This is a genomic window from Aphanothece sacrum FPU1 (assembly GCF_003864295.1).
Lineage (GTDB): Bacteria > Cyanobacteriota > Cyanobacteriia > Cyanobacteriales > Microcystaceae > Aphanothece_B > Aphanothece_B sacrum.
Window position 1 is genome coordinate 17,951 of record NZ_BDQK01000014.1, and the last position, 23,924, is coordinate 41,874.

24 protein-coding genes and 1 tRNA gene are annotated in these 23,924 nt (G+C 39.0%); 15 read left to right on the forward strand and 10 right to left on the reverse strand.

Translation table 11 applies throughout. From position 1 onward, the window contains the following. Position 1: 1 nt before the first annotated feature. The 10 genes from AsFPU1_RS16600 to AsFPU1_RS16640 all read left to right on the forward strand — a co-directional run bounded on the left by AsFPU1_RS16600 (position 2) and on the right by AsFPU1_RS16640 (position 9,572). Entirely contained in the window at positions 2 to 490 is a 489-nt protein-coding gene (locus AsFPU1_RS16600; RefSeq protein ID WP_124975651.1) for a hypothetical protein, read from the forward strand. A gap of 120 nt (positions 491 to 610) precedes the next feature. Beyond that, on the forward strand, positions 611 to 2,023 hold the full coding sequence (locus AsFPU1_RS16605) for a DICT sensory domain-containing protein (RefSeq protein WP_124975653.1): 1,413 nt from the start codon (positions 611 to 613) through the stop codon (positions 2,021 to 2,023). A 22-nt stretch (positions 2,024 to 2,045) separates the two neighbouring features. Next, positions 2,046 to 2,852, forward strand: coding sequence for a creatininase family protein (locus AsFPU1_RS16610; RefSeq protein WP_124975655.1), 807 nt, complete (start codon positions 2,046 to 2,048; stop codon positions 2,850 to 2,852). Between the two features lie 431 nt (positions 2,853 to 3,283). Next, positions 3,284 to 4,735, forward strand: a complete 1,452-nt coding sequence (atpD, locus tag AsFPU1_RS16615; RefSeq protein WP_124975657.1) for a F0F1 ATP synthase subunit beta — start codon at positions 3,284 to 3,286, stop codon at positions 4,733 to 4,735. Between the two features lie 102 nt (positions 4,736 to 4,837). Then, complete coding sequence (gene atpC / locus AsFPU1_RS16620; RefSeq protein ID WP_124975659.1) at positions 4,838 to 5,248, forward strand: ATP synthase F1 subunit epsilon; 411 nt, start codon at positions 4,838 to 4,840, stop codon at positions 5,246 to 5,248. A gap of 837 nt (positions 5,249 to 6,085) precedes the next feature. Continuing rightward, positions 6,086 to 6,337: a hypothetical protein gene (locus tag AsFPU1_RS16625; protein WP_124975661.1), complete on the forward strand. Its 252-nt coding sequence runs from the start codon at positions 6,086 to 6,088 to the stop codon at positions 6,335 to 6,337. A gap of 443 nt (positions 6,338 to 6,780) precedes the next feature. Continuing rightward, positions 6,781 to 7,548, forward strand: a complete 768-nt coding sequence (gene cysE / locus AsFPU1_RS16630) for a serine O-acetyltransferase (RefSeq protein WP_124975663.1) — start codon at positions 6,781 to 6,783, stop codon at positions 7,546 to 7,548. Between the two features lie 19 nt (positions 7,549 to 7,567). Beyond that, complete coding sequence (locus AsFPU1_RS23170; protein ID WP_227873554.1) at positions 7,568 to 8,065, forward strand: tetratricopeptide repeat protein; 498 nt, start codon at positions 7,568 to 7,570, stop codon at positions 8,063 to 8,065. A 4-nt stretch (positions 8,066 to 8,069) separates the two neighbouring features. Then, positions 8,070 to 8,489, forward strand: coding sequence for a tetratricopeptide repeat protein (locus tag AsFPU1_RS23175; protein ID WP_227873555.1), 420 nt, complete (start codon positions 8,070 to 8,072; stop codon positions 8,487 to 8,489). Between the two features lie 78 nt (positions 8,490 to 8,567). Continuing rightward, positions 8,568 to 9,572 carry a Vgb family protein gene (locus AsFPU1_RS16640; protein WP_124975665.1) on the forward strand — a complete coding sequence of 335 codons (1,005 nt, stop codon included), beginning with the start codon at positions 8,568 to 8,570 and terminating at the stop codon, positions 9,570 to 9,572. A gap of 514 nt (positions 9,573 to 10,086) precedes the next feature. Here AsFPU1_RS16640 and rsgA read toward each other — a convergent pair. From rsgA to dnaJ, 3 genes are read right to left on the reverse strand one after another with little or no spacing between them, the layout of a single operon-like run. After that, on the reverse strand, positions 10,087 to 11,187 hold the full coding sequence (gene rsgA / locus AsFPU1_RS16645; RefSeq protein ID WP_124975667.1) for a small ribosomal subunit biogenesis GTPase RsgA: 1,101 nt from the start codon (positions 11,185 to 11,187) through the stop codon (positions 10,087 to 10,089). A gap of 13 nt (positions 11,188 to 11,200) precedes the next feature. Continuing rightward, positions 11,201 to 11,446 carry a sulfurtransferase TusA family protein gene (locus tag AsFPU1_RS16650; RefSeq protein ID WP_124975669.1) on the reverse strand — a complete coding sequence of 82 codons (246 nt, stop codon included), beginning with the start codon at positions 11,444 to 11,446 and terminating at the stop codon, positions 11,201 to 11,203. Continuing rightward, positions 11,443 to 12,567 carry a molecular chaperone DnaJ gene (gene dnaJ / locus AsFPU1_RS16655; RefSeq protein ID WP_124975671.1) on the reverse strand — a complete coding sequence of 375 codons (1,125 nt, stop codon included), beginning with the start codon at positions 12,565 to 12,567 and terminating at the stop codon, positions 11,443 to 11,445. The genes AsFPU1_RS16650 and dnaJ overlap by 4 nt, the downstream gene beginning before the upstream one ends. 112 nt (positions 12,568 to 12,679) lie before the next feature. Between dnaJ and AsFPU1_RS16660 the strand changes: the two genes are divergently transcribed. Then, positions 12,680 to 12,766 (forward strand) — tRNA-Ser (locus AsFPU1_RS16660). A 25-nt stretch (positions 12,767 to 12,791) separates the two neighbouring features. On the opposite strand, the gene AsFPU1_RS16665 is transcribed toward AsFPU1_RS16660, so the two are convergent. Then, the gene (locus tag AsFPU1_RS16665; RefSeq protein WP_124975673.1) at positions 12,792 to 14,264 is read right to left on the reverse strand and encodes a M16 family metallopeptidase; all 1,473 of its coding nucleotides are present in this window, start codon (positions 14,262 to 14,264) and stop codon (positions 12,792 to 12,794) included. Positions 14,265 to 14,743: 479 nt separating this feature from the next. Here AsFPU1_RS16665 and mnmE point away from each other — a divergent pair, with 479 nt between their 5' ends. Together mnmE and dps are read left to right on the forward strand one after the other, a co-directional pair. Beyond that, complete coding sequence (gene mnmE, locus AsFPU1_RS16670; RefSeq protein WP_124975675.1) at positions 14,744 to 16,123, forward strand: tRNA uridine-5-carboxymethylaminomethyl(34) synthesis GTPase MnmE; 1,380 nt, start codon at positions 14,744 to 14,746, stop codon at positions 16,121 to 16,123. A gap of 222 nt (positions 16,124 to 16,345) precedes the next feature. Continuing rightward, on the forward strand, positions 16,346 to 16,879 hold the full coding sequence (gene dps / locus AsFPU1_RS16675; RefSeq protein ID WP_124975677.1) for a DNA starvation/stationary phase protection protein Dps: 534 nt from the start codon (positions 16,346 to 16,348) through the stop codon (positions 16,877 to 16,879). Positions 16,880 to 16,948: 69 nt separating this feature from the next. Here the strand turns inward: dps and cutA are convergent, their stop codons facing one another. Continuing rightward, positions 16,949 to 17,287 carry a divalent-cation tolerance protein CutA gene (cutA, locus tag AsFPU1_RS16680; protein ID WP_227873556.1) on the reverse strand — a complete coding sequence of 113 codons (339 nt, stop codon included), beginning with the start codon at positions 17,285 to 17,287 and terminating at the stop codon, positions 16,949 to 16,951. A gap of 385 nt (positions 17,288 to 17,672) precedes the next feature. Between cutA and AsFPU1_RS16685 the strand changes: the two genes are divergently transcribed. Beyond that, positions 17,673 to 18,488 carry an ABC transporter permease gene (locus tag AsFPU1_RS16685; RefSeq protein ID WP_438357522.1) on the forward strand — a complete coding sequence of 272 codons (816 nt, stop codon included), beginning with the start codon at positions 17,673 to 17,675 and terminating at the stop codon, positions 18,486 to 18,488. Positions 18,489 to 18,855: 367 nt separating this feature from the next. Here the strand turns inward: AsFPU1_RS16685 and AsFPU1_RS16695 are convergent, their stop codons facing one another. From AsFPU1_RS16695 to AsFPU1_RS16715, 5 genes are all read right to left on the reverse strand, one after another. Next, positions 18,856 to 19,845: an adenosine kinase gene (locus AsFPU1_RS16695; RefSeq protein ID WP_124975682.1), complete on the reverse strand. Its 990-nt coding sequence runs from the start codon at positions 19,843 to 19,845 to the stop codon at positions 18,856 to 18,858. A 72-nt stretch (positions 19,846 to 19,917) separates the two neighbouring features. Then, a complete protein-coding gene (locus AsFPU1_RS16700; protein ID WP_124975684.1) occupies positions 19,918 to 20,196 on the reverse strand; it encodes a YiaA/YiaB family inner membrane protein in 279 nt (92 codons plus the stop codon). A 113-nt stretch (positions 20,197 to 20,309) separates the two neighbouring features. Beyond that, the gene (locus AsFPU1_RS16705; RefSeq protein ID WP_124975686.1) at positions 20,310 to 21,641 is read right to left on the reverse strand and encodes an aromatic ring-hydroxylating dioxygenase subunit alpha; all 1,332 of its coding nucleotides are present in this window, start codon (positions 21,639 to 21,641) and stop codon (positions 20,310 to 20,312) included. A 143-nt stretch (positions 21,642 to 21,784) separates the two neighbouring features. Next, a complete protein-coding gene (locus AsFPU1_RS16710) occupies positions 21,785 to 22,453 on the reverse strand; it encodes a DUF4335 domain-containing protein (RefSeq protein ID WP_124975688.1) in 669 nt (222 codons plus the stop codon). Continuing rightward, the gene (locus tag AsFPU1_RS16715) at positions 22,450 to 23,079 is read right to left on the reverse strand and encodes a DUF3038 domain-containing protein (protein ID WP_124975690.1); all 630 of its coding nucleotides are present in this window, start codon (positions 23,077 to 23,079) and stop codon (positions 22,450 to 22,452) included. Before AsFPU1_RS16715 ends, AsFPU1_RS16710 begins: the two co-directional genes overlap by 4 nt. 296 nt (positions 23,080 to 23,375) lie before the next feature. Between AsFPU1_RS16715 and AsFPU1_RS16720 the strand changes: the two genes are divergently transcribed. Further along, positions 23,376 to 23,894 carry an adenine phosphoribosyltransferase gene (locus tag AsFPU1_RS16720; protein ID WP_124975692.1) on the forward strand — a complete coding sequence of 173 codons (519 nt, stop codon included), beginning with the start codon at positions 23,376 to 23,378 and terminating at the stop codon, positions 23,892 to 23,894. The last annotated feature ends 30 nt before the right edge of the window (positions 23,895 to 23,924 follow it).

Sequence of the window (23,924 nt, forward strand, 5' to 3'; positions counted from 1 at the left end):
TATGAGTCATTTCAGTCCCAAATCTTTAATGTTTTACGGAACCATGATCGGATCAGTTTTAATATTTTTTAACGTCGTCAGTAACTATGGAGAAAAGAATCTAAAAGCCCCCTCATTGTTAGGGGGCAGTTACCCAATTGAATCGAATAATTTACCTCAATGTTTTGCTAAAAATCAAGTTAAATTAACCATTGATCAATCAGGACTTTATTTATTTGGAAAATTAACTGGATACTCTCAAATAGGGGACAAAAAAAAAGAAATAGTCATTCCTTTAGATGGGATGCTAAATCAAGATCATTTTTCTTTAACCGGAAAATTTAAGGGTCAACAAGATTGTTCAGAATTAGCTAACAAAACCTTGAAGATAGAAGCAGAGAAAAAAGACAAGACAATTTTTGGTTCATTGAGTTGGGATAATTCTCAATCTAAATTAACGTTTATGGCCACATTAGAACCAAAGAAAACTGAGGCAGGGATTAATCATTAACCCAAATTCCTGTAATCAGGTTTTCAGAGAATTTTGACATATTGTTAACAAATTATTCAAAACCCACAATTACGTGAGAATCTAGGTTAGTCTAGAATAAAAAATGGCGATCGCAAGCGGATGAACATTTCCAGCACCCCAGAACTCTCGCTGTATCAACTGGCCCAATCCCCTGATACTTCCCTAGCAGCTTTAAGCGTCAGGGCAACCACTTTCAGGATGTTAGTGGAAACAATAACTCAACTCCTCCTTGAACAGCAAATTTCAGCAACCCTGTGGGTAAAATTGCCCCCTAACCCCCGATGGTGGACTACCCTAGAAGCTTATCAGCAAGAAGGACTAGCGCAACAGATTTATCGATGTAACATTAATCGCGACAATGGCACACCCTTAACCCGTTCAACATCCTCAACCAACGCTTACACTCCCAAAAATGGTATCACTCCCATTGTTCTCGAAGCCAGTTCCCAACTCAAACGAGAATACTTTTGTTTGATCCTATCCCCTCAATTATGCAGTCTTATTCTGGCCCAAGAACAAATCCCATCAGGAGAAGAACCCTCATCAGAACAAATAGAACCATCCTTATTAAAGCTGATTTACAGTTTTGAACCGTCCATCATCCAACGAGTTTTGACAGGTATTAGACGAGTCATTACCATTACGGATACTACCCCGCCAGAACTCCTAGCAGACTCGGTTGTAGCCTTTCCCCTACCTCAATCTATAGAGACAAAAGTATTAAACAAACTACTATATCAACATCTTAAAACCTTTGAGTCTCAAGCTGTATCTTCTCCCTCTGATAAGGACAATACCGCAGAATTATCTCTAAAAATTAACTCTTTTGGTCTAAAAGACGATTTTATCAATGCTTTGACCAGGGAATTGAGTATTCCTTTAACCAACATGAAAACCGCCTTAAGCTTGTTGGACTCCATGCAACACAAGCGAGAACCCCGTAAACGTTATCTAAACTTACTCCAAGAAGAATGCGATCGCCAAAATTCTCTAATTACGGGTTTACAAGAATTAGCCCAACTCAATCAACCTTTAGACGAAAGAGAACTATCCGTCAAACTTGAGGATGTAGTACCAGGAATTGTCAGTATTTATCAACCCATCGCCGAAGAAAAAGGCATCATCTTAGGGTATACCATTCCAGCAGGATTTCCCCCAGTCGCCTGTCCTCATATTTGGCTCAAGCAAATTTTACGGAATCTCTTAAACAATAGCCTAAAATTTACCCATTCTAGCGGTCGCGTTAATGTCCAAGCCATCCTCAAATCTGAAGCAGTAGAACTGGTGGTCAGTGATACAGGAATTGGCATTGAGAATAGTGATCTCCCCAAAGTTTTCGAGAGTTTTTACCGAGGACGTAACGCCAGCACAGAAGATACAACAGGGCCAGGACTAGGACTAGCCATTGTGCATCATCTGGTTGAACGCTGTGGGGGTACAATCAATGTTAACAGTTACATCGGCAAAGGCACAGTTTTTAAGATTACCTTACCTATCGCCATGTCTGCCTAAATTTTCCTGGTAAATTCCTCTGATGATGCATGGTTTTATTCCACCTCAACGATTTTTTCCTTATCTAACTTGGACGGAAATTGATACCATGTCTAACAAGGAAAATGTGGTCATTGTGCAACCTGTTGGGGCAATTGAACAACATGGCCCACACTTACCCCTAATTGTCGATTCTGCGATTGGTATGGGAGTGTTAGGGCAAGCTTTAACTAAACTTGAACAATCCATTCCCGCTTATGCTTTACCCTGTTTATACTACGGTAAATCTAACGAACACTGTCATTTTCCAGGCACAATTACCCTAAGTGCAACTACCCTATTATCGGTTTTGATGGAAGTTGCCGATAGTATCTATCAGGCCGGATTTCGTAAATTAGTTTTAATGAACTCCCATGGGGGACAACCCCAAATTATGGAAATTGCGGCCAGAGATATTCATCAAAAGTATCAAGATTTTTTAGTTTTCCCCCTTTTTACTTGGCGAGTTCCTCATATTGCCAAAGAATTATTGACTCCACAAGAATTAGAATACGGTATTCACGCAGGAGATGCAGAAACCAGTATTTTACTGTCTTTATTACCTGATCAAGTCAAAATGGAGCAAGCAGTTCAAGAGTATCCTCAAGGATTACCAGAAAATAGTTTACTTACTCTTGAAGGCAAATTACCCTTTGCTTGGTTAACAAATGAACTGACTCGCAGTGGTGTAATCGGCGATGCAACTACCGCCACCAAAGAAAAAGGCGATCGCCTATTAGAGTCAGTTTCTCAAGGTTGGGTACAAGTAATTCGAGATATTTATCAATTTTCTCAACCAACCCTTAGCTAAGCTGTCACGCATCTAAATTAGCTTATAATTCGTAGGGTGGTTTAGATGCGGCTATCATTTTGATGAAAAACTCATAACTTTGAAGGCGCGTCGTAACCCACCATTTTAAGTATTGTAGCTGACTTCATTAACCCTTATCTTAGGCCTTGGTTATCTCAGACAAAGAAAAAGTCTCCCTTAAACTCGAATAGCAGATTCCCTCTGTTCCCCATAAGTGGTAATGTATAGAGTGGCAAATTAACATGATACGTTCTTCTTTAGCCAAACTATTACCGCCAGGCAGACGGAATTTTAAGCCTGTGGAGAGGGAGTAAGACTCGCTGGTACTTGTATTAGAAAGTATCCCTCGTTGAATCAGGAATCTCTCGCTACACCGCCCAAGTGGTTAGCGGTGAGAGTGTCAAAAGCTAACCCCCAAACAGACAATAAACATGGTAGCTACATCAGAACAAACAAACGTTGGTAAAATTACCCAAGTCATTGGCCCAGTCGTTGATGCTGAATTTCCCAGTGGCAAATTACCTCGGATTTACAATGCACTCAGAGTTGAAGGCACAAATTCTGCGGGTGCAACAGTTTCCGTTACCTGTGAAGTACAGCAATTACTCGGTGATAACCAAGTGCGTGCCGTTTCTATGAGTACCACCGATGGCTTGGTACGGGGTATGAACGTGATAGACACGGGGGACTCCATCCGCGTTCCCGTCGGTAAAGCGACTCTTGGTCGGATTTTTAATGTTTTGGGAGACCCTGTGGATGAAAAAGGTCCCGTTGATCGTAGCCAAACTTCCTCCATTCACCGTCCGGCTCCTCTGTTCACTGATTTAGAAACCAAACCCAAAGTTTTTGAAACTGGCATCAAAGTTATTGATCTACTCACTCCCTATCGTCAAGGCGGTAAAATTGGCCTGTTTGGTGGGGCTGGTGTGGGTAAAACCGTCATCATGATGGAATTGATTAATAACATCGCTATTCAACACGGGGGCGTTTCCGTATTTGGTGGTGTAGGGGAACGTACCCGTGAGGGAAATGACCTCTACAACGAAATGATCGAATCTAAGGTTATTAATGCTGATAACCCCGAAGAATCGAAAATTGCTCTAGTTTACGGTCAGATGAATGAACCCCCTGGAGCTAGAATGCGGGTTGGTTTATCTGCTCTGACTATGGCTGAATATTTCCGTGATGTCAATAAACAAGACGTATTGTTGTTTATTGATAATATTTTCCGCTTCATTCAAGCAGGTTCTGAAGTATCCGCACTCTTAGGACGGATGCCTTCTGCAGTAGGATATCAGCCTACTTTAGGAACGGATGTGGGAGATTTACAAGAACGTATTACCTCCACCAAAGAAGGATCAATTACTTCTATTCAAGCAGTTTACGTTCCTGCGGATGACTTAACTGACCCCGCTCCTGCAGCTACCTTTGCTCACTTAGACGGAACCACTGTATTATCCCGTGGACTTGCTTCTAAAGGGATTTATCCTGCAGTAGATCCTCTAGATTCTACCAGCACCATGTTACAGCCTGGTATCGTGGGAGAAGAACACTACAATACGGCTCGTGCTGTTCAATCTACCCTACAGCGTTATAAAGAATTACAAGATATTATCGCTATTCTAGGGTTAGATGAACTCGGTGAAGAAGATCGTCGCACCGTTGATCGCGCCCGTAAGATTGAGCGTTTCTTATCTCAACCCTTCTTTGTGGCTGAGGTATTTACTGGTTCTCCTGGTAAATATGTCACTCTAGCAGATACTATTAAAGGCTTCCAGATGATTCTCAATGGGGAATTAGATGATCTGCCTGAACAATCTTTTTATCTGGTGGGTGACATCGAAGAAGCTAAGGCTAAAGGGCAAAAACTCAAACAAGGCTAATCTTGTTGGAAATCTCCTCAGTCAGCAGTTAAATTGCGTTATTTCACCGATTAGCTGTTGACTGATTGCCTCATTTTTCATAACTAATCTTTAATCAGTAATATGTCCTTAACAGTTCGTGTAATTACCCCAGACAAGGTGGTTTGGGATGGCAGTGTCGAAGAAGTGATCTTACCTAGCACTTCAGGACAACTGGGAATTCTCAAGGGACACGCTCCTCTTTTAACGGCCCTTGATATCGGTGTGATGCGGGTTCGTCTGGAAAAAGACTGGAAAAGTCTCGTGGTTATGGGCGGTTTTGCTGAAGTGGAAAATGACGAACTCAAAGTTTTAGTCAATACGGCAGAAATTGGTGACGCGATCGATAAAGAATCCGCTAAAACAGAGTTTTCTCAAGCTCAATCTCGTTTAGATGAAGCTACTAAAGGAGGAGAACGTCGAGATCAAATTCAAGCAACAACCGCCTATAAACGAGCTAGAGCGCGTTTTCAAGCTGCTGGTGGTTTAGTGTAATTTGAGGAAGTTATCCTCATTTTTTTGATGTTTCTAGACAATTCTTTCTTATTATAAGGGTAGGGAATTACCTCTCTACCCTTAATTTATGTTTGTTCTAGTAGGAGTCAACGGCCGTTGACCCCCACATCATCCCCATCTGTAGTCAGATTTTGAAGCATTGGATTAATTCATAAATAAGCTGTTACGCATCTAAATTAGTCCTATTCGAGTGGTGGGGTGATGGGGTGATGGGGTGGTGGGGTGATGGTTTGATAGTTTGTTTCCTAATCTGCCAATATACAGTTTAAATGCGTCTTAGCTTAATTCATAATTCATAATTCATAATTCATAATTCATAATTCATAATTCATAATTCATAATTCATAATTCATAATTTTACCATGCTTTCTTCTACATTAAAAAATAGACTATCTACTCCTTTAAATATTCGCAATTAACATTAAGAGTAAATTTGTCGGTGTCGAGTCATCAATTAAGTTAACTATTGTTAACTTGATCAAAACTTAAGCACCAGCAATAACAGTAGGGTCAATTCATGAATTGACCCTGCTAAAGCTCTCAATTAGAACGATAGGATCTTCGAGCGTGAGTAATTATAACTACCTATTCCTAAAAATACCCAGATTTTATTTTATTACTAAATTTAATTTTCCGTAATTTCCAGTAGGACTCTTGAAGTGAATAATGACCGTATTATTACTAGGGTGAAACCCCCAATGATTACTAAAGAACAGTTTTGGGCAATGGCGGATGAGACTCGGTTAGAAACGCAATATTCCGTCGACGAAAAAGTAAAATCTTTGTCAAATTTCTCTGACTGCTGTCTATGAAAACTTGCTGAAAAGTCCTTATATTCAAGCTAATAAAGAAAAGATTGATTGGGAATTCTGGGATATTCATGTCGGAGAAGCAGATATCCTTCATCGTCAATTGGTCAAACAAGCGATTAATGAAATAGTTGAAGCAGATCCAAGTACAGTACAAGAATTAGCAGAAGGCTATCAAAATGCCAAACATCTGTGGGAAACCTTCTGGGGTAATATGTATTCTGCTGCTCGTACCCCTGAATTAGTGGGAGTCGTTTAAACTCAGAGCTTGCACTAAGCTGTCACGCATTTAATTGACCTGTTGTGACTGCATGGGAGCAGGGAGCTTCGGAGCAGGGAGAGGGGGTTTTAACGTCTGTACCAAAGTTCAAAATAAGCGGTTTAAATGCACAACAGCTTATCACTAAAAAGTGCCAAAAACCCGATTTTTATTGACAACAAACCGATTGAATTCGTTCATCTAAATTAGTCCTATTCGACTGATGGGGCGATGGAATAAGGGTTTTACTGTTTGTTTCCTAATCTGCCAATATACATTTTAAATGGGTCTTAGCTTAACAATCGGGTTTTCAACATCAGGTGCAAGATCACCAGTTAAATATTAGCCTTCCTCTACTCTTGACTCCCCTAAGCAATCAGTAATTATCAACATAGTCCAATTCTTACTAACTCCACCCAAGCATAGGAATAGCTTGAAAAGCGATGAATACCTTTAAACAATTTACAAATGAAGAAACTAGCGTCTGGGATAAGCCTCAAGAGCCTAGCTTGTCGAGAAATCTACTAAATACTATTAAAGCAGATTTTGAGGCAATTTTTGCCAAAGATCCCTCTGCCCGTTCCTGGTTTGAAGTTCTCACCTGTTATCCTGGTTTTCAAGCCTTGCTTGTCTATCGTATTGCCCATATCTTCCATCAGTGCCAATTTTATTGGTTAGCCCGTTTTATCTCCTATCTAGCCAGATGGTTAACTTGTATTGAAATTCACCCAGGGGCGAAATTGGGACGGGGTATCTTTATTGATCATGGTATGGGAGTAGTTATTGGAGAAACGGCGATCATCGGGGATGATGTGCTGATTTATCAGGGAGTCACTCTAGGAGGAACTGGCAAACAACAAGGTAAACGTCATCCTACCCTGGGAAACAATGTAATTGTCGGAGCAGGGGCTAAGGTTCTTGGAGACATTTTCATTGGAGATAATACCCGTATTGGCGCAGGTTCTGTTACCCTTTGTTCAGTGGATAATGATTGTACAGTGGTGGGAATACCTGGCCGTATCGTGCGACGTAGTGGACAGAAAGTTGATCCTCTTGCTCATAGTCAAATTCCCGATCCGGTTGCCGATCAGATTGAGTCTTTAATACAACGTATTGAACAGCTAGAAAAACCCCAACAAATATCAGATTTACAGTGGACTCCTTTCTCTGTTAATTCATCACAACTAGCTCAATTTAGAGAAAAAGCCTGAAAACAATCACCGAAATCTTATGCTGATTCTTTACCGAAAAAAACTGATTACCCTTTGCTTTTGTCTTTCTTTGTGTTTTTGTCTACTGCTTAACCTCGTCATCTCAGGAGGAGTCAAAGCTTTAACTCCTAACCCTATCAGTCACAAAACCTCTCTATCTAAAGATTTGGGAAATTACCATCATCCTGTGACTACTAAATCTCCTGAAGCACAAGGTTATTTTGATCAAGGTTTAACTTTGATTTATGGATTTAATCATGGGGAAGCCGGAGACTCTTTTCAAGAAGCGACTAAACTTGATCCTAATTGTGCCATGTGTTATTGGGGAATAGCCCTGGCATTAGGCCCCCATATTAACTCCCCAATGAATGATAAGGATGTCTCTCAAGCCTATCAAGCTTTAGCAAAAGCTCAACAATTAGCAAACCAAGTAAGTCCATCTGAACAAGCTTATATTAAAGCTTTATCACACCGTTATGGACAAAAACCCCAAAAGGATCGTTCTTCCCTATGCTAATGCTATGCGTGATCTTTCGAAAAACTATCCCGATGATCTCGACGCGGCGACCCTATTTGCTGAATCTTTAATGGACTTGATACCTTGGAGTTATTGGACACCAGAGGGCCAACCAAAACCGGAGACAGTAGAGGTTATTGCTGCCTTAGAAGAAGATGGACTACCATATATGGAGCCTCCCTATTGGTATCAGCCCGTAAGAGAATTGTTAGGTACTAGTTTCTTAAAGCTTAACCAACCCGGTGAAGCTGAAGCTGTTTATAAAGAAGATTTACAAAAGTATCCGGGTAATGGCTGGTCTTTATACGGGTTAGCTGAAAGTCTACGGATGCAAGGCAAGACGGAAGCTGCACAAAAGGTACAACAACAGTTTGATCAAGCTTGGTCAAAGGCTGATATTAGCATGACCCCTTTTAAGTCCTAATTTTTGTGGAATCTTTTCGTAAATCTACCAAGAAAATTATACGAGCGATAATTTATACGCAATTGAAGGTTGATCATCATGAAATTGACATTTTCTAGCATTGGTTTAGCATTGACAACAGTTGCAGCGATCGCGTTGAATATCCCAAAAGCTGAGGCGGCTTTCTTAGTTTCGAGTTTTGCTAGTAACAGCGTTTTGGAATACGATGAAACCACAGGGGCTTTTATCAAGGAATTCATTACTGCTGGTAGTGGTGGGCTATCTGGACCTATTGTTCCAATCTTCGGCCCTGACAAGAACCTTTACATTACCAGTAATAATAACAATAGCGTTCTCAAGTATGACGGAAAGACAGGGGCTTTTTTGCAAGAATTTGTGTCTAATGGGTCAGGTGGTTTAATTTCACCCCTTGATCTTATTTTCGGTCCCGACAATAACCTCTATGTCAATAGCCAAGGCAACGATAGCGTTCTTAAATATGATGGAACCACCGGAGCCTTTCTCCAAATCTTCGTTAGTTCTGGCAGTGGTGGCTTGAGTAATCTTCAAAGCTTAAAATTCGGGGCTGATGGCAACCTTTATGTGAGTTCCAATGCCAACAATAGTGTTCTTAAATATGATGGAACTACCGGAGCATTCATCGAAGCATTCGTTCCTTCTGGTGGTGGCGGCTTAAATGATCCTCATTTCATAACTTTTGGTCCTGATGGTAATTTATACGTCGACAGTGCTGGGAACAATAGCATTCTCAGATACGATCCAACTACCGGAGCTTTCCTCGGAGAATTCATTTCTTCTGGTAGTGGCGGCTTAAATGATCCACGAGGTTTTGCTTTCGGTCCTGATGGCAATTTCTATATCAGTAACTTTGGCGAGAATAGTATTCTCCAATTTAACGGAACGACGGGAGCCTTTTTGAAAGAAATTGTTTCTCCAGGTCAGAATGGATTATCTGTACCCATAGGAATTGCTTTTACTCCGAGTGTCTCTGTCTCAGTTCCTGAATCTTCTTCTCTCTTACCAATATTAGCTTTGGGTATCTTCGGCTTAAGTTTTTTGGTAAAAAAAACCAATCAGTCATAGCGAAATACCCCGATCTCTCTATGGGGATTATTTTATTTTTGTCCTAGTAGGAGTCAACGGCCGTTGACTCCTACTTCATCCCCATCTGTAGTCAGATTTTGAAGCATTGGATTAATTCATAAATAAGCTGTTACGCATCTAACCTGCATTATTCATGAAGAAAAAAACAACACACAAAAAATCAGAAATTAACATTCAGAGGAATTTTCAAGGAAATGGATTTCTAAAAAGTCAGTGATTTGGCGGATTAATTCATCAAAAACTAGCCTAAAAAGCTTAAAAAAGACACAATTAAGGTTATTTAGATACACCTATTTTATCAAAATAGATGTTAGAAAAAAACTAATTGTTGGCAAGAAGATAATCGTTGCACCATTAAGACGTAAGTAATTAGTGTAATCAGTATTTTTGTATTTTGGTGCTATTTGATAGATTCTTTACTTTATTTCTTTATTTATTATAGAATAAAATAGATTTTTTGACCATATTTTTTTCTTATTTTAAAAGAACCTAATTAATCTTCTTCCTTCTCGAAATCTTCTAAAGTTTGATGAGGATATAATTCTCGTAAATTTTGATGTTTTCCTCGACGGGAAGGACGACGATACTTTTTACTTTCTAATTTTGGTTCATAAGATTCTTGACCAGATGCTTTAACTTTTAACTTCATAGTAGATTCTTGTTCCCCTATTTGTTGTTGGGTTTCTTGTTGAATTATTGCTTCTTCAAGTAAAGTTAAATAATGTTCGTAACGTTCCCAATTATCACCGACTAAACAATTAGGTTCTCCTCGATGTAAACAATCATTAAACTGACAATATCCCTTTTCTAATTGTTCTCTAGCTTCAGGAAAATAGTAAGCTAACTCATTAGGAGAACAAGAAAGATCCGGTTGATTAAACCCTGGAGTATCAGCAATAAATCCCCCTTGAGGCAATTCAAATAGTTCAACATGGCGTGTCGTATGACGACCTTTTTTTAGTTTACCCGACACTTTTGCTACTCGCTGCTGAACTTGAGGAATTAACATATTAATTAAACTTGATTTACCTACCCCTGACGGCCCCGCAAAGATGGTGATTTTGCCCCGTAGACAGTCGGTTAACCCCTCTAACCCCTCATTAGTCATTACACTAATAAACGAGGGGTTGTAGCCCCATTTTCCCAAGCGTTCTTGCCACTCTTGACGTTCTGTAGGGGAGATCAAATCTAACTTATTAAAACATAATCCAATTTCCAGGGTCGTTGATTCAGCTTTGACCAAAAAACGACTTAATTGCCAGGGTTCTAAGGGAGGAGAAGCTAAAGCAAAGACTAACAAAATTTGATCTGCATTCGCTACCGGAGGACGAGATAATTCAGTCTTGCGGGGCAAAACTTGAGCGATCGCCCCTCGTCCATCTTGATAGTCCGGTTCCTCAACAATTACGCGATCACCAACCATCACCTTTTGGCCAATTTTCTTGAGAAGAGCGCGTCGGGTACATAATAGATATGTATTTAGACTATGATCCAACCGCACCTGATAAAAATTAGCTTGTACTGCCACTACAGTCCCCAAAAGGTCGGAAAGACTCGACACAGTAGAGACATTAGGGTTACTTAAGTCGCTCACAAAACTAACATACCTAGTTTCCACGACGACAGACCTTCAGGGAGAAAAATTCCTGACGATCTTCGATAGTGTCTATGTGATAACCTTCCATTGTCAAACTGTCGGGAACTTGTTCAATAGGTTCTCCAGGATCTAGCCAAACTTCCAACCAGGAACCGGGGGACATTTGCTCTAATTTTAGTTTAGTGCGAACAAAATTAATAGGACAAGGAGTCCCCCGTAAATCTAATAAAATTACATCAGGGGTTGGAGAGATCATTTATGAAATAATCCTCCTAAAAAGCCCTCAATACCTCCTTTTCCGTGACTTTGCCCCTTAATATGAGCTAATTTTTCTAACAGTTCTTTCTCCTCATTATTGAGTTTTGTGGGAATAGACACATGAACGGTAATCAAATGATCGCCCCGCATAGCAGTATTTCCTAACTTGGGAACCCCTCTATCTTCGAGAGTTAGAACTGTATCTGGTTGAGTTCCGGCCGGAATGGGTAATACTTGAGGGCCATCCACCGTATTGACTTCCAAATGACAGCCTAAAATTGCTTGTAGATAGCTAATGGTAATTTCCGAGAGGACATTCATCCCTTCACGGGTAAATTCTTTGTCAACTTCTACAAACAAGTAAACATAGAGATCTCCGGGGGCCCCTCCTCGTACGCCTGCATCCCCTTCTCTGGATACTCTTAAACGGGTTCCATTGTCTACCCCGGCCGGAATCGTAATTTTAAGTTTTTTCGTTTCTTGTCTACGGCCGGCCCCTCCACAGACTTCACATTTTTCTTCAATGACTTCTCCGGCCCCGTTACAAGTAGGACAGGTAGAAACTTGAGCAAAACTGCCAAAGGGAGTGCGAGTAGCGCGACGAACTTGGCCTGCACCACTGCAAGTAGAACAAGTACGGGCCCCACTTCCTGGTTTAGCCCCGCTTCCACTACAGGTCTGACAACTTTCGAGATGAGGGATACGAATTTCTTTTTCACCCCCAAAAACGGCTTCCCGAAAGTCTAATTTTAGGTCAAGTCGCAGATCATCACCCCTAGAAGGGCCACTGCGTCGTCTTGTGGTTCCGGTTGCACCACCCCCGAAACCACTAAAAATGGTTTCAAAGATGTCAGCAAAACCTGCCCCCATATCCCCATACTCAAAGCCACCGGCCCCACCACTAACTCCAGCTTCCCCAAATTGGTCGTAACGGGCGCGGGTTTCTGGTTCTGAAAGGACTTCGTAAGCGCGGTTAATTTCTTTAAATGTGTCTTCGGCTCCTGGTTCTTTGTTAACATCAGGATGATATTTACGAGCTAAACGACGATAGGCGCGTTTTAGGTCGTCTTTACTGGCATTACGGGCAACACCGAGGGTTTCGTAGTAGTCACCAGGCATAGGGCATCGATTCGGTTAGTTGTGTTAGTAGTCGAGTGATCAGCTTAGTTGTTACTGTAGCAAACTATCGCCCATAAAGCACTATAATTAGCAGAGATACCCTAAACCTTTTGGAGAGGTGGCAGAGTGGTTGAATGCGGCAGTCTCGAAAACTGCTAAAGATTTACGTCTTTCGTGGGTTCAAATCCCACCCTCTCCGTTGAAATCAACAATTAAAATTAATGTTAACTTTTGTTGGGTTTAGGAATAGTAACATCAACGGTTGTGACATTTTTTCCTAAGTCACTTAAGGGAGGTTTAATTTCTTCCCCATTCCCCACAACTAAAGTGACAACACCCTCAAGATTAAGATATTTTTTGGCTACTCTTTGAATATCTTCAACCGTAGTATTTTTTACCCCTTGCTGATATTTAAAGATAAAATCTTGAGGGTAATCATAATATTCATACGTCATTAAACGAGATAAGGTTTGACTAGGATTCTCAAACTTGAAAACAAAAGAATTGAGAATGGTTTCTTTAGCATCATCGAGTTCTTTTGAGGTGATAGGTGTGCTGCGTAAACGATCAATTTCTTTCATTAAAGATTCAACAAAAGCAACAGTAGTTTCCGTACGAGTTTGTCCCCCCGCAACAAACATTCCTGGGTAGTCATAACCCGCATTCCAAGACCCATAAACCGAATAAGCTAACCCTTGACGCGATCGCAACTCATTAAATAAACGACCACCAAACCCATTTAAAACACCATTTAAAACAGTTAAAGCAGGATAGTCAGGACTATTTAATTCTCCTCCTAAATGGCCCATTAAAACGTTACTTTGGGTTAATTGAGATTGATTGACTAAAAATAGCCCTTTATCATATTTTTGTTCCGCCGTAGGAATCTTAATATCCGGGTTAGGAGTGGTAGGTTTCCAGTCGCCAAAAGTCTTATTAATCAGTGCTTTCATCGTTTTGAGTTCAAAATCCCCCACAATGCCTAAAATCATCCGATCTGGACGTACATATTTTTGATGAAACCTGATGACATCCTCACGGGAAATATTATTAAGGGTACTATACTCTTGTGTGCGAGCATAGGGACTGTTATCCCCATAAATGAGTTTACGTAATTCTCGACCAGCAATATCACCTGGATCATCGTTACGACGGGCAATTTCTCCTTTATTCTGACTTTTCGCTAATTCAAATTGCTGGGGATCAAAAGCAGGATCACGAATGACTTGACCAAATAAGTCAAATACAGTGTCAATATCTTCGCTGAGGGCGTTAAAACCCGCACTTGCTGTCCCAGTTCCTATACTGGTTTCTACTTCTGCGGCCCTTTGTTCTAATAGTTCGTTTAATTGTGCAGGAGGGTATTTTTTCGTTCCTCCGCTTCGCATTACCGTTCCTGTAATATCGGCTAAACCAACTTTATCGGCTGGTTCTAGACGGGAACCTGTACGGATCATCGCACTTCCTTTGATTAGAGGTAATTGGCGATCTTCCATCAAATAGACAATCATTCCATTGTCTAAAGTGTATCGTTCATATTTGGGAATCTGAATTTCTGGTAAGGTGGGAAACTGTAAGTCTGTGTAATGCCGTGGGGTTTGAGCGATCGCTGGTGCGCGGAATGTACATATTAACAGAATAGTCAGTACAATTAAGCTGAGCCAGCGAAAGCGTTTTAAATGTTTATCTTGGGTCATGGACAGTTTGGATAACTATTTGCATTAATCACTTTCATTGTGATATATCCCGCCCCCTATTGGCCGCCATGAACATCATCACAAACCCAATTCATACTTTATCCATTTTGTCAAGACTTTGAGGTTAACCCCAATTTAACCTCTTAAGGGTAGATTAAAAGGCAAAAGAAAGGGTCAGGAACAATGAGAAAATGGACGTTACTATAGTAATCCAAGCAATTTCAATATCAATCGGTTTCATGATAATTTTAATTAAACACTTCAAACAACACCTTAACCGTGATCATAACTCATACTGATTTAAAGTACATGGGGGAAAATACGACTTTTGAGTAGGAACTTCTTGTCCGTATTTTTTCTAATCATGATTGAGTTCTATTCAGCACATTTAAGCTAACATTTTTAGGAGCAAAAGTCAACCCTTAGACAATAATTTATCATAAGTATTTAGTTTAATCAATTCTTAATTTATTCAATTTATGTTTAAAGTTACGCCTGGAGATACCATTGCTGCCATCGCTACTGCCATTGTTCCCCAAGAGGGCAGTATCGGCATTGTGCGTCTGTCGGGTAACAATTCTTTATCTATTGCTCGTACTATATTTAATACACCTGGTCAACAAATTTGGGAAAGTCATCGCATTCTTTACGGTTATATTCGTCATCCTCTGACACAACAAATCATCGATGAAGCCCTATTACTTTTAATGTTAGCTCCTCGTTCTTATACCCGTGAAGATGTGATTGAATTTCATTGTCATGGGGGCATTATTCCTGTCCAACAGGTATTACAATTATGTCTTGAACAAGGGGCCAGATTAGCTCAACCTGGGGAATTTACTTTAAGGGCGTTTCTCAATGGTAGAATCGATTTAACTCAGGCAGAAAGCATTGCTGACTTGGTGGGAGCGCGATCGCCTCAAGCGTCTCAATTAGCTTTAGGGGGATTACAAGGTAAACTTGCTGCTCCTATTCGTCAATTACGTCATGATTGCTTAGATATATTAGCTGAAATTGAGGCTAGAATCGATTTTGAGGAAGACTTACCTCCTTTAGATGAAAGTCTTGTTTCTCAGGGATTACAGGACGTTTTAAGGCAAGTTGAGGGCATTTTACAGACGGCCGATCAAGGGGAATTACTCCGTAGTGGGTTAAAAGTGGCTATTGTCGGTCGTCCTAATGTGGGAAAATCGAGTTTATTAAATGCCTGGAGTCGTAGCGATCGCGCGATTGTGACGGATTTACCGGGAACGACAAGGGATGTGGTAGAATCTCATTTAGTTGTGGGCGGAATTCCCATTCAAGTGTTAGATACTGCTGGAATTCGAGACACTTTAGATCAGGTAGAAAAAATTGGGGTTGAGCGATCGCGTCAAGCTGCCCGTTATGCTGATTTAATATTATTAACTATTGATGCTCAAACGGGATGGACTAACCAAGATGAAGTGATCTATCAAGAAGTTAAGCACCGTCCCTTAATTTTAGTTATTAATAAGACAGATTTAGCTGAGGCAGATTTAATTAAATTTCCTGCACAAATTCAACAAATTGTCAAGACAGTAGCCGCTAAAAATCAAGGAATTGACCAATTAGAAAACGCTATTTTAACTTCAGTTTATGGAGAGAATATTAAGGCTAGTAATTTGGACTTAGCTATTAATCAAAGACAAGCGGCAGCCTTAACCCGTGCTAAAATAGCCTTAGAACAGGTACAAGAAACAATTATAAATCAACTGCCTTTAGATTTTTGGACAATTGATTTACGGGCCACCATTCAAGCATTAGGAGAAATTACAGGAGAAGAAATAACAGAATCTGTATTAGATAGAATTTTTAGTCGGTTTTGTATTGGCAAATAAAGTGTTTTCTCTGTGGGATAAATACATGACAACAGCGAAAAGTCAAGAGATAACGTCTATGAAACCCTAAATGAACAGTTTTTACCTTAAATCTTGATCAGTATTAATAACTAACCTGACTAGGTGAATCTAGTTTTTTGCTTGACAACTCATAATCATTACGAATACACTTTATTAATAAACTCATAATGAGTTTAAGATAGATTTAAAGTAAAGATAACTATGGCAAGCGCACAAGTCACACAAGTGAAACCCAAAGCTGTTTTCTATCCCACCCGTATTGATATCCCTGTGGATGTTCGTCAAAAAATTGTTCCCATTCTCAGCCAAACTTTAGCCACCAGTTTAGATCTCAAAACCCAAGTTAAACAAGCGCATTGGAATGTGAAAGGACTGAATTTTTATCAGTTGCATGAACTATTTGATGCGATGGCAAAAGAATTAGAAGGATATGTAGACATGGTAGCCGAAAGAATTACCACCCTTGGGGGAACCGCCCTGGGAACCGCCAGAATAGCTGCTTCTGATTCTTTAATTTCTGAATATCCTTATGATATTGCAGATGGTGTTGAACATATTACCGCATTAGCTCAACGGTATGCTATTTATGCTGCTCATCTACGTTCAGGAATTGAGAAAACGAACACATTAGGAGATGCGGATACAGCAGATTTATACACAGAAATTTCTCGTGACATTGATAAGAGTTTATGGTTCTTAGAAGCCCATCTTACCCAGAAAATGAATCTCAGCTAATCAATGCAGTATTATCCTAACCATAGCCCGCAGATGCGGGCTTTTTCCCTTTGGGGATGTACAAAAAATTTAAAATAAAGATGGATTAACAAGTTGATTTCCTAACCATTTTAAATAATTATTACTCTCGGAAACAATGGGTAAAGCAATAATTTCAGGAACTTCATAAGGATGTATTTCTATTATAGTTTTTTCTAGTAAATCATAAACACTTTGATGACTTTTAATCAAACATAACCATTCTTGATCACAATTAATTTTATCTTGCCACCAATAATAACTAGAAATTGAATCAATAATTTGTATACAAGCAGCTAATCTTTTTTCTAATAAATGTCTTGTTATTTTTTCAGCATCTTCTTTGTTGGAAGTTGTTGTTATAACCATAATATATTGATCTGACATCATTATGATCTCCTTTGTAAATTTTTATATTTAGGTTTGATTAAGGTAAAAAAACGGTTCTACCGGACTTACTATGTTAAACTAATAATTAATAAAAGGCCAAAGCCTTATCCTATAGAAACAAAGTCCGACGAGCGCGGACAGCCATTCTAGGTTGGGTAGGCAACCTTTGTTTGGTAGGAGTCAACGGCCGTTTACCCCTACGATGAACGAGTTAAAACCTATTATTTGTGATAATTTAGGCTTGCTATAAGACAAATTATAATTTATAATTCATAATTCATAATTCATAATTTATAATTTATAATTCATAATTCATAATTCAGCTATGGCCCATTCTAAACTAACTTTACCTAGTGTTTCCCGTCTAAATTTATCACAACGACTGATGATCATAGGCATAGGAATCACAATTTTTTGGATTTTAATCGCATTTTTGGCCCCCATTCTACAAACCATAGGATTAATTCAAGATCCCACAGAATTATTAAGTAATAATCCCATAGAACCCCCTAGTATTTCCCATTGGTTCGGCACAAATTTAAGAGGTTATGATGTTTTTTCCCGGACTCTTTTGGGTTCCCAAGCAGCCTTAAAAGTTGTCTTTTTATCCACCATATTATCAATGATTATCGGGGTTCCTTTAGGGTTAATTAGTGGTTATTTAGGAGGTAAAGTAGACCGAATTTTATTATTTTTAATGGATACAATATATACCATACCAGGATTATTACTGTCAATCACTTTAGCATTTGTCTTAGGTCGTGGTATTTTAAATGTAGCCATTGCTGTTAGTATTTCTTATATTCCCCAATATTATCGAATTGTTCGCAATCATACTACCAGTGTTAAAAATGAATTATTTATTGAAGCAGCTAAAGCAATGGGAGCAACTTCTACCCATGTTTTATCTCGATATTTATTCTTTAATGTGATTCAAAGTGTCCCCGTTTTATTTACATTAAATGCGGCTGATGCTATCTTGGTATTAGGCGGATTAGGCTTTTTAGGATTAGGATTACCCGAAGAAGTACCCGAATGGGGACATGATCTCAAAGAAGCTTTAAGCGATTTATCCACAGGGGTTTGGTGGACAACCCTTTTTCCGGGACTAGGAATGACTTTGATGGTAGTTGGGTTATCATTTATTGGAGAAGGCATTAGTGAGATGTTTAACCCCACATTACGTAATCAAAGAAAATAGTAGAAGTTAATGATTATGGTTCTATCGGACAAACTATGCTAAATTAATAATTAATGACATACTCAAGTCTGATCCTATAAAGACTAAGTCCGCCTGCGCGGACAGCCATTCTAGGTTGCGTAGGCAAACTTTGTTTGTATAGCTTAACTATGAACGAGCTAAGGTCTATCTATTATTATCGACTAAAAACTTCACATTAATTAACCACTAAAGGACGAACTTCTTCATTAGTTAAAAAAGCAGCATATTGGAGAGATTGACAAATATCCTCTGGTTCTAAATCGGGAGTAACTCCGACATATATTTTCTAGCAATATCTTGGGAGAGCATCTCTAAAAATCCCCTTTTTAAGGGGGATTTAGGGGTATCAATTAGTTAATAAATCCCTGAGGGTTTGTGTCTCTAAACGAGGGCCATAAGTGGTTACAATACGAGAAGAAGCACGGGAGGCTAAATCACCTGCTTGTCCATAGGTCATGCCGTGGGTGATACCATATAAAAAGGCTCCAGCATACATATCTCCTGCACCTACTGTATCAATCGCTTGCACCGGATAGGGCCTAATTTCGAGCATTTCCTGACCATCAAAGATCACTGAACCCTTGGCCCCACGAGTAATCGCAAACCCTTTAGTTAAGGCTTTAAAATAGGCGATCGCTTGCGAAAAATCCTCTGTTTGGCTAATTTTCAAGGCTTCTGATTCATTGGCAAAGATAAAATCTAAACCAGATCCAATCATTTGTAATAACCCATCGTGAAAAAATTGGGCCATATTGGGATCAGATAAAGATAAAGTGGTTTTAACCCCTGAATTTTCGGCAATTTCCCTAGCTTTAATAGCAGCAGTTTTAGCGGTGTCAGATGTTACCAAATAACCTTCAAGATAAAGATATTCCGAGTCTGCGATCGCGTCTGAAACTAATTCATTTTCGGAGAGACTTGCTGAAATACCTAAAAAGGTATTCATGGTACGATCAGCATCAGGAGTGACCATTACGAGGCATTTTCCTGTAGTTCCTACTGTTTCTTCATCATTATGGACATTGGTGTCTAAACCACAACTGTTTAAGTCTTGTAAATAAAAGATTCCTGCTTCATCTTTAGCTACTTTACAGGAATAAAAACCATTTCCCCCTAATTGACTAATTGCTACCATTGTATTAGCAGCAGAACCTCCACCACTTTTTTTACAGAGGTTTCCGTTTAATTTTTCAACAATTTCTCCTTGACGCATTTCATCAACTAAGGTCATTACTCCTTTGTCAATATTAAGTTCTTGGAGTAGAGAAGATGTGACGGAAAATTCCATATCAACCAACGCATTACCCACACCATAAACATGATACTTTTTACCCATAAATACTCCTTAAGGTTATAGGAGAATTAATATCATGTTTGGGGTATATTTGGCAACAACATAGAAAGGTTTTCAGTGGAGATCATGTCCGCTTAGTAATTTTTCGACTTTTGCTTCTTCGACACGGGAAATAAGTTTTTTGCTTTCATGTAAATCTCGTTGAGTTTTTACTAAACTAATAGTTGAACCTACGGTAAATGTTAATCCCATTCCCATATAACCCTTGACCCAGTTATCAACGGGTAAAAATAAAATTCCGATAGAGGTTGCGCAGATCGATAAAATAAAAGATAACCAAGTCTGAATCACCCATGCAGAACTATGATCTTGGGATAAATTTGGCTTATTCATCTCTTTTTCTCTTGTGATACTAAGGAGTAAATGTCTCTAAATTTTCTTCCAGTATAATTAATTAATTTAGAAACAATTAAACATTGTGACACTTATTTAACTGGATAAGTTATCTATTTTTTATCTGCATGAACATAATCAATAAAATAAAACTGGGGTTCTAACCACCATTTGAGCCAACTATAAACCCCTAATCCTAAGATAGCAAACCCAACCAAAAATAAGCCCAAATTTTTACGAAGTTCATCGGGCATAACTACAACAATAAGCACAGTTAAAACAAAATAAGTTAATAAGAAAAATTGTAATCTCTGAATCTGTTTTAAAGTATTACGACAACTGATACAATGTTGTGTATGTTGTTGATAACGATCTAAAACTTCTCGACGGTTATTATTAAGAGTTAATGAGGTATTATTAATGCCAACTTTATCCCAAGGTAATTTTCCTTGACAATACATATCGAACCAACGACGAAACTCAATAACCATTCTATCTGCATCTGTGGGCATTTTATAAGCTGTTTTCCAACTTTCATGAGCTTGTCTTTGTTGTAATACATATTCTTGTTGATTTAAGAGAATCATATCTCCTTCTAAAACGGGATTACGAATCATTAAATGAGTCCACCAACGAGGAGTTAAACTATGAATTATCTTGGCAAAGTTACGGGGAAATTGAGCCACAATTCTTGATTTTCCGGGGGATACAGGAAGACAATAAACTACTAATCCTATTTGTTTATCTTGCTCAATATTACTAATAGAATATTCTAAACGACATGGTGGTTCAAAGGTAATGATTGTACTGCGATCGCCGTCAATTTCAACTTTAATTATTGTCGAGCTTGATTCTACAATTTTAAGAGGAATAGGTTTCCCTAGATTGCGGTTTCCTTGAATGCCATGATGAGCAAAAGGAACATGACTGGGATCAGCTACATTTTCAACTAAAGTTTGCGAATCATAAGCCATATCTCGTACATAAGAAGACCAAACAAAGCCTTTACTTTTATCAATATTAGGAGACAAAGAAAGAGGAGTTTTTTCGGCTAATTCTTGACTATTGGCATCAGGCCAAACCCATAATAAATCATTTTGTTCCCGACAAGGAAATACAGTACAAGCAAAATTGGCTTGATTTTTTGTTACTAAATCGGGATTTTCTGCTTGGGGAATTCGTTGGCAAATTCCTGTTTTATCAAATTCCCATCCATGATAACTACACATTAAATAACCGCTTTTTTCATCAATTCTGCCCTCACTTAAAGGGGCTAAACGATGAGGACATTGATCTAAAAATACTTGATAAGTTGGGGATGATTTAGGTTTCCAGATTACTAAATTTAACCCTAATAACATTATCTTCGTTGGTCGTTGTGGATCAAGATCTTCGACGGGAGAAAGAGGATACCATTGTTGAAAAAAATTGAATTGAGAGATCATATCAAATACAGTTTAGTTAGGCTATTTATGTAGAGACAATTTATCAATTGCCTCTACGGGGTTTCATTAACTATATCACTAGGATTTTAGTTTTTTGTACTGATAAAAGGTGACTTCTGCTATACTCTTGAAAAGCTTATAGACTAGGGATTTGAGGGAGTTGAACCCGTATTAGGGGAGGGAGAAGGAGTGGTATTAGGGAGTGGTTGAGTGGGAGTTGGTTGGGTTTTAGGTTCAGGTTCCCTAACTTGAGGAATAGGAAGCAAGAACAGAACAAAAGCTGCCACCACTAAACTAGCCATACCTAAACTAGCAGGAATAACCCGTTGAGCTAAAGGTTCATCAGGGGGACGATAGCGACGGGAAACAGGCTGTAATTTTAGGGTTAAATCAGGTAAAGTGCGACTATCGGCAAAAAACTGGTCAATTCCTTCCACAAGATCAAATAATTGTACCGTAGTTAAAATCAGTTCAACAGGTGAATTATTGACTGAAATTGAAGGATACCAAGTTAACCGATGAAGATGATCACCCGGAATTGTTTCTAAATCAATCTTATCTTCTGATGATTGATGATTTTGAGGATGAGGAATACCACTGAGGTATTCTTGAGCGTAAGCACTGACAGATTTAACCAAATTTTCCAGAAAAGTTCGGCCTCCTTGTAGTTTTTGGGGAATGCCGACAAAATAACATTCCGCATTAACTAAAATCGTCAGCAGTTCATCTTGAGCATTGCTACTACTAATATCACTGAAGCCTTCGAGAATCAACGTACAATTAGGTAAAATGTATTGACGACGGACGTTCATGCCACCTCTCCATCAAATAAACTAATCCAAAACCGTTGCATTCCGGTAGTTCCCGTACAAAATAAGAGTTGTTTGAGCAGGGACAAAGCCAGTTCATTTAATTCTGCCTCAGAAGCTAGATAAATGGAGACTTTCGCGCGACGGGGGTTCATTCGACTAGAGAAATGAGAGCGAAATTGATCGAGATATTCAGCCAGCAGAAAGTGACAATTAACAGGTAATCCCTTTTCTCTCATTTGTTGTTCAGCGAGTAATAATTGTCGAATCTGAACTGTTAAAGTTTTGGCCCGGTAACTAGCAATAATCACCAAAGCTTTAGCTTGCTCAAGATTTAGGGTATCACGAGCATAGGAACGTCGCCAAGGGTTAGTAGAACGTAGTCGCCACAGAACAATGCGATTTTTGACAATTTCTTGTAGATTTAACTGTTGAATTGTCTGTAACATATATTCAGAAGCCCCTAATTCTAGGGCTTCAATAGCCAGCAACCATAAATCAATTTGTTGCTGAATTCGCATAGCACATCCTGGGCCAGAAATAGGAAAATCAGGCAGGATATCTAGAATAACTGGTTTAGATTCAGTAGCCAAACTCGAATCAGACATTATACTTATAAAAGGACTCATTCTAGAATAGCTTAGTAGCAAAGTGGTCTAGTAGTAGCATAAATTATGAATTATAAATTATAAATTGGGATTTTTGAAATCTAGACCTCACAGCTTCTCGCCCCGGAAAGCTAAGTTCAATTCTTATTAATTCATAATTCAATGTACGACGCGGATAAAAACTTATGCCTCTCCCGTACCTGTTGTGATAAGTAAAGCTTATAATTCGTAGGGTGGGTTAGACGCGGTTTTAAGGTTCACAAATAATTTAGGATAAGGATATAACTAACTATAATGGTTAATTTAAACAGAAATTTATGGATCTTAAAGCTCTAATTCGTGATATCCCTGACTTTCCCAAACCGGGCATTATGTTTCGGGATATTACCACCTTACTTAATCATGCTGAGGGACTTCGTTATACGATTGATACCCTCACTCAAAAGTGCCAAGCGGCTAATTTATTGCCTGATTATGTGGTCGGTATTGAGTCCCGTGGCTTTTTGTTCGGTGTACCTTTAGCATATCAACTTCAGGCCGGTTTTGTTCCCGTGCGTAAACCGGGTAAACTTCCGGCGGCAGTACATCAGATAGAATATGAGTTGGAATATGGTACAGATCGTCTAGAAATTCATCAAGATGCGTTAGAAAATCATCATCGTGTTTTAATTGTTGATGATTTGATGGCTACTGGTGGAACGGCTAAAGCAACGGCAGATTTGTTAGGAAAAATTGGTTGTGAGGTGTTAGCCTTCGCTTTTATTATTGAATTACAAGCTTTAGGTGGTCGTCAAAAATTGCCTAATGTTCCTATTATTTCTTTGGTTGAATATTAAAGGAGACAAGAGGAAAAAACTTTTTCTAAA

Excerpts from the sequence above, each read along its gene's own strand:
- AsFPU1_RS16640 (WP_124975665.1), top strand. The coding sequence starts at position 8,568 with ATGAAATTGACATTTTCTAGCATTGGTTTAGCATTGACAACAGTTGCA.
- AsFPU1_RS16700 (WP_124975684.1), bottom strand. The coding sequence starts at position 20,196 with ATGAATAAGCCAAATTTATCCCAAGATCATAGTTCTGCATGGGTGATT.
- AsFPU1_RS16610 (WP_124975655.1), top strand. The coding sequence starts at position 2,046 with ATGATGCATGGTTTTATTCCACCTCAACGATTTTTTCCTTATCTAACT.
- AsFPU1_RS16650 (WP_124975669.1), bottom strand. The coding sequence starts at position 11,446 with ATGATCTCTCCAACCCCTGATGTAATTTTATTAGATTTACGGGGGACT.
- AsFPU1_RS16605 (WP_124975653.1), top strand. The coding sequence starts at position 611 with ATGAACATTTCCAGCACCCCAGAACTCTCGCTGTATCAACTGGCCCAA.
- dnaJ (WP_124975671.1), bottom strand. The coding sequence starts at position 12,567 with ATGCCTGGTGACTACTACGAAACCCTCGGTGTTGCCCGTAATGCCAGT.
- AsFPU1_RS16600 (WP_124975651.1), top strand. The coding sequence starts at position 2 with ATGAGTCATTTCAGTCCCAAATCTTTAATGTTTTACGGAACCATGATC.
- atpC (WP_124975659.1), top strand. The coding sequence starts at position 4,838 with ATGTCCTTAACAGTTCGTGTAATTACCCCAGACAAGGTGGTTTGGGAT.
- cysE (WP_124975663.1), top strand. The coding sequence starts at position 6,781 with ATGAATACCTTTAAACAATTTACAAATGAAGAAACTAGCGTCTGGGAT.
- AsFPU1_RS16715 (WP_124975690.1), bottom strand. The coding sequence starts at position 23,079 with ATGAGTCCTTTTATAAGTATAATGTCTGATTCGAGTTTGGCTACTGAA.
- atpD (WP_124975657.1), top strand. The coding sequence starts at position 3,284 with ATGGTAGCTACATCAGAACAAACAAACGTTGGTAAAATTACCCAAGTC.
- dps (WP_124975677.1), top strand. The coding sequence starts at position 16,346 with ATGGCAAGCGCACAAGTCACACAAGTGAAACCCAAAGCTGTTTTCTAT.
- AsFPU1_RS23175 (WP_227873555.1), top strand. The coding sequence starts at position 8,070 with ATGCGTGATCTTTCGAAAAACTATCCCGATGATCTCGACGCGGCGACC.
- AsFPU1_RS16665 (WP_124975673.1), bottom strand. The coding sequence starts at position 14,264 with ATGACCCAAGATAAACATTTAAAACGCTTTCGCTGGCTCAGCTTAATT.
- AsFPU1_RS23170 (WP_227873554.1), top strand. The coding sequence starts at position 7,568 with ATGCTGATTCTTTACCGAAAAAAACTGATTACCCTTTGCTTTTGTCTT.
- AsFPU1_RS16685 (WP_438357522.1), top strand. The coding sequence starts at position 17,673 with ATGATCATAGGCATAGGAATCACAATTTTTTGGATTTTAATCGCATTT.
- AsFPU1_RS16710 (WP_124975688.1), bottom strand. The coding sequence starts at position 22,453 with ATGAACGTCCGTCGTCAATACATTTTACCTAATTGTACGTTGATTCTC.
- cutA (WP_227873556.1), bottom strand. The coding sequence starts at position 17,287 with ATGATGTCAGATCAATATATTATGGTTATAACAACAACTTCCAACAAA.
- AsFPU1_RS16695 (WP_124975682.1), bottom strand. The coding sequence starts at position 19,845 with ATGGGTAAAAAGTATCATGTTTATGGTGTGGGTAATGCGTTGGTTGAT.
- mnmE (WP_124975675.1), top strand. The coding sequence starts at position 14,744 with ATGTTTAAAGTTACGCCTGGAGATACCATTGCTGCCATCGCTACTGCC.
- AsFPU1_RS16705 (WP_124975686.1), bottom strand. The coding sequence starts at position 21,641 with ATGATCTCTCAATTCAATTTTTTTCAACAATGGTATCCTCTTTCTCCC.
- AsFPU1_RS16720 (WP_124975692.1), top strand. The coding sequence starts at position 23,376 with ATGGATCTTAAAGCTCTAATTCGTGATATCCCTGACTTTCCCAAACCG.